General features: G+C 69.2%; 10 protein-coding genes. All 10 read left to right on the top strand.

Annotated features, from left to right (window positions below):
• Positions 1-2 precede the first annotated feature (2 nt).
• The 10 genes from IE248_RS10055 (at position 3) to IE248_RS10010 (ending at position 14,546) form a co-directional block, all read left to right on the top strand.
• Positions 3-1,226 carry a cytochrome P450 gene (locus IE248_RS10055; RefSeq protein WP_190030443.1) on the top strand — a complete coding sequence of 408 codons (1,224 nt, stop codon included), beginning with the start codon at positions 3-5 and terminating at the stop codon, positions 1,224-1,226.
• A gap of 77 nt (positions 1,227-1,303) precedes the next feature.
• Positions 1,304-2,497 (top strand): cytochrome P450, encoded by a 1,194-nt coding sequence (locus IE248_RS10050; RefSeq protein ID WP_190030442.1) that lies wholly within the window; start codon positions 1,304-1,306, stop codon positions 2,495-2,497.
• 161 nt (positions 2,498-2,658) lie between these two features.
• Positions 2,659-5,130, top strand: a complete 2,472-nt coding sequence (locus IE248_RS10045) for a beta-glucosidase family protein (protein WP_190030441.1) — start codon at positions 2,659-2,661, stop codon at positions 5,128-5,130.
• An 85-nt stretch (positions 5,131-5,215) separates the two neighbouring features.
• A complete protein-coding gene (desII, locus tag IE248_RS10040; RefSeq protein WP_190030440.1) occupies positions 5,216-6,673 on the top strand; it encodes a dTDP-4-amino-4,6-dideoxy-D-glucose ammonia-lyase in 1,458 nt (485 codons plus the stop codon).
• Positions 6,674-6,810: 137 nt separating this feature from the next.
• A complete protein-coding gene (locus tag IE248_RS10035; RefSeq protein WP_229895212.1) occupies positions 6,811-7,650 on the top strand; it encodes a TylF/MycF family methyltransferase in 840 nt (279 codons plus the stop codon).
• Positions 7,651-7,789: 139 nt separating this feature from the next.
• Positions 7,790-9,001 (top strand): dTDP-4-dehydro-6-deoxyglucose aminotransferase, encoded by a 1,212-nt coding sequence (locus tag IE248_RS10030; protein ID WP_190030439.1) that lies wholly within the window; start codon positions 7,790-7,792, stop codon positions 8,999-9,001.
• A 100-nt stretch (positions 9,002-9,101) separates the two neighbouring features.
• On the top strand, positions 9,102-10,106 hold the full coding sequence (locus tag IE248_RS10025; RefSeq protein WP_190030438.1) for an aldo/keto reductase: 1,005 nt from the start codon (positions 9,102-9,104) through the stop codon (positions 10,104-10,106).
• A 124-nt stretch (positions 10,107-10,230) separates the two neighbouring features.
• Positions 10,231-11,157 carry an SAM-dependent methyltransferase gene (locus IE248_RS10020; protein ID WP_190030437.1) on the top strand — a complete coding sequence of 309 codons (927 nt, stop codon included), beginning with the start codon at positions 10,231-10,233 and terminating at the stop codon, positions 11,155-11,157.
• 121 nt (positions 11,158-11,278) lie between these two features.
• Complete coding sequence (locus IE248_RS10015) at positions 11,279-12,304, top strand: SGNH/GDSL hydrolase family protein (protein ID WP_190030436.1); 1,026 nt, start codon at positions 11,279-11,281, stop codon at positions 12,302-12,304.
• Between the two features lie 106 nt (positions 12,305-12,410).
• Entirely contained in the window at positions 12,411-14,546 is a 2,136-nt protein-coding gene (locus IE248_RS10010; RefSeq protein WP_229895211.1) for an iron-containing redox enzyme family protein, read from the top strand.
• Positions 14,547-14,549 lie beyond the last annotated feature (3 nt).

The following is a 14,549-nucleotide window of genomic DNA, read 5'->3' as shown; positions in this document are numbered from 1 at the left end:
CCATGACGTCTAGTTGTCCGGTCCACCAGACTCGCCCGTACCCCTTCTCCCTGCCCGAGGGCATCGCGCTGGATCCGCTCTACAGCCATCTGCGGGAGCACGAGCCCGTGTCCCGGATCCGTATGCCGTACGGGGGTGAGGCCTGGTTGCTGACCCGGCACGCCGACGTGAAGGCGGTCCTGGGCGACCCGCGGTTCAGCATGGAGGCCGGGGCCGGACGTGATGTGCCCCGGCCTACCGAGTACCCGCTGCCCGCCGGCGGTCTCATCTCCATGGACCCGCCCGGACACACCAGGCTCCGGCGGCTGGCCGGGAAGGCGTTCACCGCCCGCCGGGTGGAGGAACTGCGCCCGCAGGTCTCGCGGTTCACCCATGAGCTGCTCGACGGGATGGTCGCGCGCGACGAGCCGTCCGGTGAGATCATGGAAGATCTGGCGCTGCCCGTGTCGATCTCCGTGATCTGCAGACTGCTGGGCGTCTCCTACGACGACCGCCATCTCTTCCGCAACTTCTCCGAGGCGCTGGTCTCCTCCTCCCTGGGTCCCGCGGAATTGCAGCGGGTGACAGAGGGCTTCACCGCCTACATGGCCGAGCTGGTGGCCGATCGCCGCGCCCGGCCCACCGACGACTTCCTCAGCACCATGGTCCAGGCCCGCGACGAAGACGACCGGCTCTCCGAGGCCGAGCTTCTCATGCTGGGCGCCGGCCTGCTGATCAGCGGCTACGAGACCACCGCCACCCAGATCGGCAACTTCGTCCACCTCCTGCTCGACGACCGCCGGCTCTACGAGCGCCTGGTCGCCGACCCGGACCTGGTTCCCGCCGCCGTCGAGGAGCTGCTGCGCTTCACCCCGCTGAGCACCACGGACGGGTTCGCCCGCATCGCCCTGGAGGACGTCGAGATCGGCGGCACGCTCATCCGCGCGGGTGAGGCGGTCATCACCTCGATCGCGTCCGCGAACCTCGACGACACGGCGTTTCCCGGTGCCGCGTCCCTCGACTTCACACGCGCCCAGAACCCGCACCTCGGCTTCGGTCACGGCGCCCACTACTGCATGGGCGCCCCCCTGGCACGGCTTGAACTGCAGGTCGTGCTGAGCACCCTGGTCGAACGCCTGCCGGGGCTGCGGCTGTCCGTCCCCGCGAGCGAGCTCCGCTGGCGGACCGGCTCCCTCATGCGCACCCCCGAGGCGGTTCCCGTCACGTGGGGCTACCCCGCTGAGTGATCCGTCCCGAGCCGCGGCCGCCGCACTCCGGTTCCCAGGACGCGAAAGAACCCGACCGACTCGATGTGGGGTCCGAATTGACCAGCACGAAGTCCGCACCTGTCTCCTATCCCTTCAGCCGCTCGACGGGACTGGACCTGGACGAGGCGTACGAGCAGGCCCAGAAGAGCGCAGGACTCCTGTGGGTCCACATGCCGTACGGGGAGCCGAGCTGGCTCGTCTGCCGTTACGACGACGCGCGTTTCGTACTCGGCGACCGGCGGTTCAGCCACGCCGCGGAGGCGGAGAACGACGCACCGCGCATGCGGGAACTGCGGACCCCCAACGGCATCCTCGGCATGGACGCACCTGACCACACCAGGCTGCGCGGGCTGGTGACCAGAGCATTCACTCCGCGCCGCGTGGAGGCCATGCGGCCGCGTGTCAGGAAGATGACCGAGTCGCTGCTCCAGGACATGACGGCGCTCGGCGCACCTGCCGACCTCGTGGAGCACTACGCCGTCCCGATCCCCGTGGCGGTCATCTGCGGCCTGCTGGGCGTGCCCGAGGAGGACCGTGCGCTGTTCCGCGGCTGGTGCGACATAGCGATGTCCACCAGCTCGCTCACCGCCGAGGACCATGTGCGGCTGGCCGGCGAGTTGACCGGCTACCTGGCGGACCTGATCGCAGACCGCCGCGCCGCTCCGCAGGACGACCTCGTATCGGCACTCGTGGAGGCCCGCGACGCCGAGGGCCGGCTCTCGCAGGAGGAATTGGTCAACCTGATCGTCTTCCTGCTGTTCGCCGGACACGAGACCACGGCCAGCCAGATCAGCAACTTCGTCCTGCTCCTGCTCGAACAGCCGGACCAGTTGGCCCTCCTCCGCGACCGTCCGGACCTGCTGGACAACGCGGTGGAAGAGCTGACGCGATTCGTTCCGCTGGGCAGCCAAGCGGGGTTCCCGCGCTACGCCACCGAGGACGTCGAAGTGGGCGGGACCCTGGTGCGGGCGGGCGAGCCGGTTCTGGTCCAGATGAACGCGGCCAACCGGGACGCCCTGCGCTTCCGTTCGCCCGGCGTGCTCGACATCACCCGCGACGACGCCCGTCAGCACCTGGGTTACGGGCACGGTCCGCATCACTGCCTCGGTGCGTCCCTCGCGCGGCTGGAACTCCAGGAGGCGCTGCGGACCCTGCTCGACGGACTCCCCGGGCTGCACCTCGCCCAGGCCGTCGAGTGGAAGACGCAGATGGTGGTGCGGGGACCGCGCACGATGCTCGTGGCCTGGTGAGCGTTGAGACACGGACTGAGGCGAGCGGACCCGGCCTCACACGCGTATTCCGCCCGGGGCCGCGCCGAGGCCGTACGGACGGCGACCGGGTCGTGCCTACGGAGACGAATGCCCCTGCCCCTACGAGGACGGCAGCCTCAGCAGAAAGGACATGTGTCAGCATGCTGTTCGGCACAAGGAGAACGGGCCGCCAAACCCGGCGCGCCGTCGGCTACGCTCTCGCAGCCCTGTGCGTCGGCGGTCTCCTCACCGCCCCTTCCGCCACCGGCGCTCCGGCCGCCGGTCCCGGGACGCCGCGGGTGCGCAGCCTGGTGGCGAAGATGACCCTCGACGAGAAGATCTCGTTCGTCCACTGGACCACCGGGCCTGTGGGCGGGCCGACCATGACCGGCATCGGCTACCTGCCGGGCGTCCAACGACTCGGCATACCCGAGCTGCGCACCGCCGACGGCCCGGTCGGCATCCGCCTGCTCGGCGGTACCGCCACCGCCATGCCCACACCCGTGGCGCTCGCCTCCACGTTCGACGAACACCTTGCCGAGGAGTACGGCACCGTCCTGGGCCGGGAGGGACGAGCCCTCGGGCAGGACATCGTCCTCGGTCCCATGACCAACATCATCCGGGTGCCCCACGCCGGGCGGAACTTCGAGACGTACAGCGAGGATCCGCTGCTGTCGTCCCGGATGGCCGCCGACGAGGTCCGCGGCATCCAGGACCAGGGCCTGATGGCCACGGTCAAGCACTTCGCCGCGAACAACCAGGAGTACCAGCGGGAGACCATCGACGCCACCGTCGACGAGCAGACGCTCCAGGAGGTGGAGCTGCCGGCCTTCCGCAGCGCCGTCAAGGCGGGAGCCGCCTCGGTGATGTGCTCGTACAACAGCGTCAACGGCACGCACGCCTGCAGCAACGAGCATCTGTTGCAGGACGTGCTGCGCGAACAGTGGGACTTCCGCGGCTGGGTGCTGTCCGACTGGCTGGCGACCCACGCCACCAGCGACATCACCAAGGGCCTCGACCAGGAACTGGGCGTCGAGCTGGCCCTGGGCCAGCCGGTGCCGGACTCCAAGTACTTCTCCTCCGCGCTCAAGACGGCCATCGAGGACGGCAGCATCCCCGAGGCGACGCTCGACCGGTCCGTCATCCGCATCCTCGGCCAGATGGAGCGTTTCGGCCTGCTCGACGGCAAGGCGACCGAGCGCCCGCAGCGCGACCCCGAGGCCGGCCGTAAGACGGCCCGCACCATCGCCGAGAACGGCGGCGTGCTGCTGCGCAACGAGCAACGGACGTTGCCCCTGGCCGGCGGGAAGGCCGCGGACATCGCCGTCATCGGCAACAGCGCGAAGCACCCCAAGGTCACCGGTAACGGCAGCGCGCACGTCATACCCGACCGGGCGACCGCCCCCGTCGACGCCATCGAACGGCGCGCCGGCGACAAGGCCACGGTCGTCTACGAGCCGGGCGAGGACCTCGTCGGCGTGCCCGTGCCCGACAGCTCCCTCGCTCCCGCCTTCAAGGGCGGGAAGCAGTTGCAGCCCGGCGGCCAGGGCGTCTTCTACAAGGGCCAGCTCACCGTTCCCGCCGACGGTGACTACAAGATCGCCTTCAGCGCCGTCGGAGGGGTCGCCAACCTGCAGATCGCGGGACAGTCCGCTGTCCTCGGCACCGAGGCGTTCGGCACCGTCACCACCACGATGCATCTGACCCGCGGCACGCACGAGGTCACCATGAACGGGTGGGCCTTCGAAAAGACCCCACTGTCGGTGGAACTGAGCTGGGTCACTCCGGAGGCGGCCCGGACCGACTTCGACCGCGCCGTCGCGGCGGCGGCCAAGGCCCGCACCGCCATCGTCTTCGCCCAGGACGACAGCGCCGAAGGCGTCGACCGGACCTCGCTGTCCCTGCCCGGCCGGCAGGACGAGCTCATCGCGGCGGTCACCAAGGTCAACCCCCGCACGATCGTCGTCCTCAACACCGGTTCCTCGGTGCTCATGCCCTGGCTGCGCGACACCGCCGCCGTGCTGGAGATGTGGTATCCGGGACAAGAGGGCGCGGAGGCCACCGCCGCGCTGCTGTTCGGCGACGCCGACCCCAGCGGCCGGCTGACGCAGACCTTCCCCGCCACCGAGACCGGCCACCCCATGGCCGGCGACCCGCACCGCTACCCGGGCGTCGACGGCAAGGAGACCTACTCCGAGGGACTGGATGTCGGCTACCGCTGGTACGACCGGACCGGCGTAGCACCGCTCTTCCCGTTCGGGTACGGCCTGTCCTACACCACCTTCGCCTACAGCGACCTGTCCGTGGTGCGCACCCCCCGGGGACTCGACGCCACGGTCACGGTCCGTAACACCGGTGACCGCGCGGGCCGGGAGACCGTCCAGGTCTACCTCGGCGCCAGCCCGGACACCCAGGCTCCCCAGGCGCTGCGCAAGCTCGCCGGATTCGGCAAGGTCACCCTCGAACCGGGAGAGCAGCGGCGCGTCACCGTCCCCGTCGACGAGGAGCAACTGCGCTACTGGGACACCTCCGCCGGCAGCTGGCGGCTGGGCACCGGCCGGAGGACCGTGTACGTGGGGCCCTCCGCCGCCAAGACGTCCCTGACCACCCCCGTCACGGTGCTGCCCCGGTGACCGCCCCGCCGCGTCAGGGCGCCGTCCCGTCCCCGTTCCCTGGCAACCGAACCGAGCACCGGACGCAGACGATTGGACACGAAGGATGACCTCTCAAGCCTCCACCCCGGCCGATCCGGTCGCCACCTGCGCTCGCCCCGGCGCCGACCTCGCGGCAGCGGTCCAGACGGTGCGGCGCGCCCTGACCGCCGACGGCCACGTCGGCGCTGACGAGGCCCCGGCGGTCGCCCGCCGGCTCGTACAGCTGGCCGAGCACTACGGGAACCACCCGTTCACTCCCCTCGAGGACGTCCGCCGGTTGCTGGACGTCGACCGGGCTTCCTTCAGCCGTCTCCTCGGCTTCTTCGGTCTCGTCCCCCAGCTTCGGCACGCCGTGGAGACCGGGCCGGCGGGCAAGTACTGGCAGAACACCCTGCTGCCTCTGGAGCAGCGGGGAGTCTTCGACGCGGTACTGGCGCACAAGCCGGTCTTCCCGTACATCGTGGGCCTGTACCCGGGGCCGAGCTGCATGTTCCGCTGCCACTTCTGCGTCCGTGTGACCGGCGCTCGCTACGATCCGTCGGCGCTGGAGTCCGGTAACGCGCTGTTCGAGTCCGTCATCGACGAGATACCGGCCGGCAATCCGTACGCCATGTACTTCTCCGGTGGCCTGGAGCCTCTGACCAACCCGGGGTTGGGCGCGCTCAGCAGTCGTGCGGCGGCCCGCGGCCTGCGCCCGACGGTGTACACGAACTCCTTCGCGCTCACAGAGCGGACGCTGGCCAGACAGCCCGGGGTGTGGGATCTGCACGCGGTGCGCACATCGCTGTACGGGCTCAATGACGAGGAGTACGAGGAGACCACGGGCAAGCGGGCCTCCTTCGGCAGGGTCCGCGCCAACCTGCAACGCTTCCAGCAGCTACGTACCGAGCGGGAGAGCCCGATACGGGTCGGGCTCAGCTACATCGTGCTGCCCGGGCGCGTGCATCGCCTGCTCGACCTCGTCGGCTTCATCGCCGAGCTCAACGAGGCGGCGCCGGACCGGCCAGTGGACTTCCTGAACGTGCGCGAGGACTACAGCGGCCGGGGAGACGGCAGGTTGTCCGAGGCCGAGCGCACGGAACTCCACGAAGGACTCCTCGCCTTCGAGGAGCAGGTGAGCCGCCGGACCCCCACGTTGAACGTCGACTACGGCTACGCGTTGCACAGCCTGAGGACCGGCGCGGACGCCGAACTGCTGAGGATCAGGCCCGGGACAATGCGCCCGTCCGTGCATCCCCAGGTCTCCGTGCAGGTCGACCTGCTGGGTGATGTGTACCTGTACCGGGAGGCCGGGTTCCCGGATCTCGACGGAGCAGACCGCTACATCGCAGGCCGGGTGGGGCCGGGCACCTCCCTGGCGGAGGTGGTCGAGCGGTTCGTCAACGACGACCGCCGGATAGCGCCGCACGACGGTGACGAGTACTTCATGGACGGGTTCGACCAAGTGGTCACGGCACGGCTCAACCAGCTCGAGGCGGATGTCGCCGCGGGCTGGGGGGACACGCGCGGTTTCTTGCGGTGACGTGACCGCGACGGCCTGAGAATGAATTACCGAGCCTTCCGCTCCGCATGGCCGTGCATTTACCGATACCACCGAGATGAATCCTTGCCCCCCTCCCGGATAGCCGTTAGGGTCGGTTGAAGAATTTATTTCTCCGCTTGATTATCCAGCTGGGGGACATTGTGACTGTGCAGACTCACGAGCTTTACGTGGACCTCATAAAACGTGTCGTGACGAACACTATTTATGGGGATCACCCGACTTTCCCGGTCGGAATGAACGTCCTGGACAAGGATCTGGCGGACAGCATGCGTCCGGACGCGCCCGGCTCGGCCGTCGACCACGGGAGGTTCGACGCCGGCCACCGGGCCGAAGGTCTGGACGTGCCGACGGTCGCGCACACCATGATCGGCCTGCACCGCCTGGACAACATCCAGAAGTGTGTGGAGCAGGTGCTCCGGGACGGTGTTCCCGGCGATTTCATCGAGACCGGCGTGTGGCGCGGTGGCGCCTGCATCCTGATGCGCGCGCTCCTCAAGGCGCACGGCGTGGAAGACCGGAACGTATGGCTCGCCGACTCGTTCGCCGGTGTCCCCGTGACGTCCGAGGACAGTCACCCGCTCGACCAGGCCATGGAGTTCCACAACCTGAACTGGGTGCTGAGCTGCTCCGAGGAGCAGGTGCGGCAGAACGTCGCTCGCTACGGCCTGCTGGACGACCAGGTCAAGTTCCTGCCCGGCATGTTCGCCGACACGCTGCCGAATGCACCGATCGATCAGCTCGCGGTCCTGCGGCTGGACGGCGACCTGTACGAGTCGACCATGGACGCGCTGGTCAATCTCTACCCCAAGGTCTCCGTGGGCGGCTTCGTGATCGTGGACGACTACCTGATCCCGGCGTGCAAGCAGGCCGTCCATGACTACCGGAACGAACACGGCATCGACGAACCGATCGAGACGGTGGACGTGACAGGCGTCTACTGGCGCCGCGCGCACTGATCGAGTCCGTGCGCTCCTCTCGAACGTGCGCGACAGAGAGTTTCGTGCACTGCGGTCTCTGTCTCTTCGGCACGTCCGAATCCTTTGTGCCGGCCGCTGCCGGGTGCGCCTTTTCGCACGCACCGGGAAGGTATGACCATTGAAACGCAATGTCGGTGATCTCGCTGTATTCGGCGGTCCTTCGGCATTCCTGCAACCGCTTCACGTGGGGCGGCCCAACGTCGGTGACCGGGCCCGGTTCTTCGATCGCGTGAACTGGGCGCTGGACCACCAGTGGCTCACCAACGGCGGACCGCTGGCGCGGGAGTTCGAGCAGCGGGTGGCGGAGCTGGCCGGCGTGCGCTATTGCGTGTCGACCTGCAACGCGACCGTCGCCCTCCAGCTGCTGGCCCGCGCCGCGGATCTGTCCGGGGAGGTCATCATGCCGTCACTGACCTTCCCGGCGACCGCCCAGGCATTCCGCTGGCTGGGTCTGACCCCGGTCTTCTGTGACATCGACCCGGCCACCAGTTGCCTGGACCCCGCACTGGTCGAGGCGGCGATAACCCCTCGCACCAGTGCGATCGTTCCCGTCCATCTGTGGGGTCGTCCGTGCGCGGTCGACCAGCTCGCGAAGGTCGCGGCCGATCACGGCATCAAGCTGTTCTACGATGCCGCGCACGGGCTCGGCTGCACGGCGGAAGGGCAGCCGATCGGTGGCTTCGGGCAAGCCGAGGTGTTCAGTTTTCACGCCACCAAGGTGGTGAACGCCTTCGAGGGCGGCGCGGTGGTGACCGACGACGAGGAACTGGCCCAACGGGTCCGCGCGATGCACAACTTCGGGTTCGCCCAGGGACGCGTGTCCACGGAGACGGGCACCAACGGGAAGATGACCGAAGCCGCCGCCGCGATGGGCCTGACCTCACTCGACGCCTTCGAGGAGACGGTCCGCCGGAACGAGGCCAACTACGACGACTACCGGTCGGAACTCGCTGGTATCGCCGGGCTGAACGTCATGGAATTCAACCGTGCCGAGCGCAACAACTACCACTATCTGATCGTGGAGGTGGACGCCGCGGTGACCGGTGTCCACCGTGACCTGCTGGACTGGGTGCTCAGAGCGGAGAACGTGGTGTGCCAGCGGTACTTCTCCCCCGGATGCCATGAGATGGAGCTCTACCGCTCGGAGCGGCCGGTCACCCTGCCGCACACCGAACGGCTCGCGCAGAGGGTACTCGCCCTGCCCACCGGTCCCACCGTCTCCCGTGAGGACATCCGGCGGGTCTGTGACATCGTCCGGGTCACCCTGGAGCGGGGACACGAGGTGACCCGCAGAGCCGACGAGCGGGTGCCCTCCACGCTGGCCCCCTGATCAGGGAATCCCCTGCGGCACAGGCGCCGTCACCGGCACGCCCGCACCGAGGTCACCACGTGCCCCACCTGAGTTCACGGACGTCGTTCAGGAGGAACGAATGGCGCAGCCCGACAGGACCACCTTCTCCCTGGGTGGCGACCTTGCGGTTCACCGGATGGGATTCGGCGCCCTGCGGCTGACCGGCCCGGGGCACTGGGGTCCGCCGGAAGACCGTGAGGCGGCGATCAGCATGGCCCGGCTGGCCGTGGACCTCGGTGTGTCCTTCATCGACACGGCCGATTCCTACGGGCTGGGGAGCAGCGAGGAAGTGCTGGCCGCGGCACTGCGCCCGTACCCGGACGGCCTGGTGATCGCGACAAAGGCCGGACAGTGCCGGCCCCGTCCCGACCAGTGGGTGCCGTGCGGCCGGCCGGAGTACCTCCTCCAGCAGGCCGAGCTGAGCCTGCGCCGGCTGGGACTCGACCGCATCGACCTCTTCCAGCTGCACCGGATCGATCCGAAGGTGCCGGCGGCCGAGCAGTTCGGCGCGCTCAAGGAACTGCAGGACGAAGGAAAGATCCGGCACATCGGGCTGTCGAAGGTCACCGTCGCGGAACTGGAGGAGGCCCATGAGCACATCACCGTGGCCAGCGTGCAGAACCTGTACAACCTGACCGACCGGCACAACGACGAGGTGATCGAGTATTGCGAGAAGCACTCGATCGCGTTCGTCGCATGGCTGCCGATCGCCCGCGGTGAACTCGCGGCCGAGGGAGGCCCTGTGACCGACATCGCCACCGAACTGGAGGCGACTGCGAGTCAGGTGGCGCTCGCGTGGCTCCTGCACCGCTCCCCGACGGTCATTCCCATTCCCGGCACCAGCTCGCCCGCGCATCTCAGGGAGAACTTCGCGGCGGCGGACCTCGTTCTCACCGGTGACCAGTTGGCCCGGCTGAACGCGCTCGGGCGAACGCGACACGCCGATGAAGAGACCGGCTCCGGCGCCACGACGGCAGAGACGCGGCGCAGACCCCGGGCAGTCGGTGCCGGCAGGCGGGCGACGCCCGAGGAATCCTTTGCTTCTTCCAGTTCGAGAGAGAGCTCCGCAATGAGCTGCCGATGACGGCCACCACGGCCCCGTGCAGGACCGAGCTGCGGTGGCCGAAGCAATGAGTCCAGTCGGGTCCATACGGTCTCCGGGTCTTCCGGGATCAGCCGGGTACTCGCGATTTCTTTTGGGAGAACAGATGTCTGAGGAACATGCCGACTGGACCGTGTCCGACACCGTCGGCCTCAGCGCCGTGGTCAACTGCTCCGCACGCGCGGTGGAGTCGGATCGCCCCGACGGGCTGATCAACGACCCGCTGGCAGCCCGTTTCGTGCACGCTGTGCGGATACCGACGACGTTGCCCACACAGGTCGACGAGCTCAGAGGCTCCGGCGCGGCGGGCGCCATGGTGGCCTCCCGGTTCGGCGGCATCCGGGCCCGGGTGATGGACGACTTCCTGCTGGCAGCGAACGCGGCGGGCGTCGAGCAGGCGGTGATCTTCTCGCCGGGCTTCGACACGCGCGCCTACCGGCTGGACTGGCCGTCCGAAATGGACTTCTACGAAGTGGAGCAGCCCGGCCTGCTCGACCTGAAGGACAAGGTGTTGCGCGAGGCCCGCGCGCAACCCCGCTGCGCGCGGCACGCGGTCGGCGTCGATCCCCGGCGGGACGAGTGGGAGTTCTCCCTGCGCGGCGCCGGGTTCGACGCCACGAGGCCGACGGCGTGGGTGGCGGAGGGCATCCTGCTCTACCTCTCCGCGCAGGGCGAGGCAGACCTGTTCACCGCCGTCCACAAGCTTTCCGCGCCCGGCAGCCGACTGGCCATGCAGTACATGCCGGCGGAGCTGATCCACTGGTTCGCCAAGCACACGGCGCTGACCGACACGACCGCGACGCTGGGCACGGACATCGGCAGCGTCAACTGGAACACCGAACCCCGGCAGGCCGCGCCGGCCCGGCTGAAGGCCGCAGGCTGGGAGGTCCGGCTGGATTCCGTCATGGACCGGGGGCTCGCCCTGGGCGTGTCGCTGTACGAGGAGTTCAGCGCCGTGGGCGATGACGCCGGTATCGAGTTCCCGGTGTCCGACGAACCGGACGGCTTCCTGTTCGGCACGCTGCCCCGGTGACCGACACGGGTCCCACCGCGCGCGAACCTCCGCGCACAACGGGTCCCGTCAACGTCGCAACTGTCACCATCCGATCGGCAGCCGCCACGTCCCGATCGGCGTCGTCAAGGAGAGAACCGCGTTGGACCAGCAGGCGAAACTCGCCCCACAGATGAAGCACTACGAGGAGTTCGCCAGCGGTGAGATGCGCTGGCTGCCCTACCTGATGTTCTTCAGCCGGGCCGGCTACCAGTCCCCCGTGCTCACCACCGACTCCGGCGGCTTCCGGCCGACGGAGGTCGGAGACCAGCGCTACTCACTGCTCCAGGACCGCCCGTCCGGCGAGGTCAGCGTGATGCTGGGCGCCTCGCCCGCGTTCGGCTGGGGCGCGGTGGGCGACGCCAACACCATCCCCTCGCTGCTGGCGCGGGAGCCCGGCTCGCCACCGTGGCTGAACCTGTCGGCGTCCGCCTTCAACTCCACCCAGGAACTGCTGGTCTTCATGCTGCACCGGCACCAACTGCCGCAGATCCGGGACATCGTCGTGCTGGCCGGGCTCAACAACCTGGTGGTGGCCGGGCTGCCCGAGGCCGGCAGCGATTACGGCCAGTTCTTCTTCTCCGGCGAGTTCTTCACCCAGCTCGGCAATCCGGATCTGAAGAAGTACTACCAACAGCCCAAGTGGGCGGTGGGCCGACTGGCCCGGCGGCTGACCGGGGCCGAACCGGGACCGGACCGGACGCTCAGTCCGCTCGCCCGGTCCGAACTCGCCGCCGAGATACAGGCGCGCGATCTCGACCGGCTGCTGGAACTGGCCGCGCCGACCGGCGCGAAGGTGCATTTCATGCTCCAGCCGACGGCGACGTGGACGAAAAAGACCTTGTCGCCCGAAGAGAAACTGTTGATCGACGAGGTGAACATCGAGCGGTCCGCGCTCTGGACGATGTTCACTCCGATCCTGGGCGACGACGTCTACCGCGATTACCGCGACCGGCTCGCGGCGGTCTGTGCCCGGAGAGGCATCTCCTTCCTCGACGCCAGCGCACTGCTCGGCGGCGACGAGTGGCTGTTCATCGACCAGGCGCACATCACCGACGCGGGCAACAAACGGCTGGCGGCAGCCATCGGCGGAATGCTGACGCCCGGCGGAGCACGAGGAGAGTCCTGATGTGGCAGACGATCAAACGCTGGTTCCGGCGGCGTCAGAAGAACCGCAAGAACGACAGCTCGATCTACCCGATGTTCTGAGCAGACTCTTGGCCTGGGGAAAAGCTGTGACGAACGTCGAATACCGGGCGCTGTACGCCCGGGCGTTGGATCCCGAAGCCTGCCCGTCACCGGACACGGACCTGCCGATGGTCCGCGCGGCCATCGACCCGGCCGCCGGTCGACGGGACGAGCCGGAGCGGGACCTGGCCGGTCTCGTGGACGAGGCGTGCCGATGGGCAGCCGAACGCAGGCAGGGCTTCCGCTCCGTGCTTGACAGTCCGCACCGGGCGTCGGGCCTGCGCTGTGTGCTCGGCAACTGCGCTCCGCTGGCACTGTCGGCCGGGGCCTGGCTGCAGTGGCTGTCCAGCGCGGGCAACGCGGAGAGCGAGCTGACACTCACCCTGCTGCGGCTCTACTCCTCCGACCTCGGGGTGGGATATCCGTTGGCGGACAGGGGAAGCGCGTACCGGGCCGTACTACGAGCTCACCGCTTCAAGGACGAGGCGCCCGGAGCCCGGCTCGCCGCGAGCGACCAGGTCGAGAGCTTCAGCTTCCGACTGCCCGCCGTACTGCTGACGATGAGTCGGCTGCCCGACCGGTTCCGCCTTGAGCTCGTGGGGGCGGATCTGTGCCTGCGCGCGGTCGGCGTGCTCCCGCCGCTGGCCGCGCTCGCACCCGGGGACCTCCCGGTTCCGGTCGACACCTTCGACCTGGGCCGGGCCCGGACGCCGGACGAGCCGGTCCCGCTGGACCTGGCCCTCGCGGCGGCGCAGGCGCTTGTTGATCGCGGTGACGGGGACCGGGTGCGCCATGGATTCCGTTGGGCCGCCGAGGAACTGGCGCTGTGGTGTGACGCACTGGAGCAGGAGACGCGGCTGGCGACCCACCCGGACTACCCGGTGTGGCGGCTGATCTGGAACCGGGCCCGGCAGGCTTCCGTGTACCACGGGCAGTTCCCGCTGGAGGGCCGTCCGCTGGCGGAATGGTTCGCCGACGTCGACGCCGGGCCGAGCGGATTCCTGCGGGCGCTGGCCCGCAGCACGCTGGTGCGGCCGGGCGAGCCGGACCGCAGCCCGCTGGTGTGCGGACTGATCGGTGAGAAGGGACGCATGTTCCGCGTCTTCACCGAGCAGGAGATCGCGCTGCTCCGCGACTGGATCACGCACCTGCCGCAGGAGGGATCGGCCCTCGGCACCGGCGAGGACGCCGACGAGCGGCACCGGCGTCTGCGCGTCGCGCAGTGCTCCTGGCACCGGTCGGACACGATGATCGACGCCCGCCCCGCCCACGCGCCGGCCGCCGGCGACTTCGGCCGGCCCACTGCGCGATCGGCCTACCGGGCGCTGCTCAGCCGGACGGAGCCCCCCGGGCTGCGGCAGTTCGCCCACCGCTACGTCCGGCGCTGGCTGGCCCGCTCGCGTTTCCGCATGGACAAGGCGGAACGGGGGCTGCCCGCACGCTGGGACCCGGACAACGGGCTGCGCGGCTGGCTGGCCGCCGAACACGACCGGCACGGCGCGGCCTGGGCCACCCACGACACGCCGCTGCCCAGCCGGGAGGAGCTGGTCGAGTCGACGCTGCAGCTGGCACCGCTGATCCTGATCGACGGAGGCTGGCTGCAGGGCTACACCGACTACCGACTGGCCTCCTCCCCCGCCGGGCACTTCCTGTTCCAGACCTACTGGGACGAGCTGGGCAACGGGATCTGGCGGCAGAACCACCCCAAGATCTACCGGGACCTGCTCCGGGAGATGGGCGTCGAGCTGCCGCCGACGGACTCCGAGGAGTTCGCCGCGTGGCCCGGGTTCGACGACCGTTCCTTCGCGCTGCCCGTGTTCTGGCTGTGCATGGCCAAGTTCCCGCAGACCTTCGCCCCGGAGATCCTCGGGCTCAACCTGGCCATGGAACTGTCCGGGGTCGGCGGCAGCTATCGCGACGCCCAGGTGGCTTTGCGCCACCACGGGTTCAGCACCCAGTTCGTCGACCTGCACAACACCATCGACAACGTGTCCACGGGGCACTCGGCATGGGCGGTCGACGCGATCGACACGTTCCTCGCCGAACAGCCGGACCTGGCCGGGCGGCGGACGACCGACGCCGTGTGGCAGCGCATCCGGGGCGGGTACCGCTCCCTGAGCCCGCCGCAGGGGCTGGCGGCCGGGGTGTACGGCGCACTCACTGCAGAGATCGGTCGGAGATAAGGA

It is taken from the genome of Streptomyces goshikiensis (assembly GCF_014650555.1).
In the GTDB taxonomy this organism is placed as follows: Bacteria; Actinomycetota; Actinomycetes; order Streptomycetales; family Streptomycetaceae; genus Streptomyces; species Streptomyces goshikiensis.
Note: the sequence above shows the minus strand (reverse complement) of the source record. Positions and strands in the feature narration are given on the sequence as shown.

Coding starts and splice junctions, on each gene's coding strand:
- IE248_RS10020 (WP_190030437.1), top strand. CDS start 10,231: ATGTCTGAGGAACATGCCGACTGGACCGTGTCCGACACCGTCGGCCTC.
- IE248_RS10055 (WP_190030443.1), top strand. CDS start 3: ATGACGTCTAGTTGTCCGGTCCACCAGACTCGCCCGTACCCCTTCTCC.
- IE248_RS10025 (WP_190030438.1), top strand. CDS start 9,102: ATGGCGCAGCCCGACAGGACCACCTTCTCCCTGGGTGGCGACCTTGCG.
- desII (WP_190030440.1), top strand. CDS start 5,216: ATGACCTCTCAAGCCTCCACCCCGGCCGATCCGGTCGCCACCTGCGCT.
- IE248_RS10045 (WP_190030441.1), top strand. CDS start 2,659: ATGCTGTTCGGCACAAGGAGAACGGGCCGCCAAACCCGGCGCGCCGTC.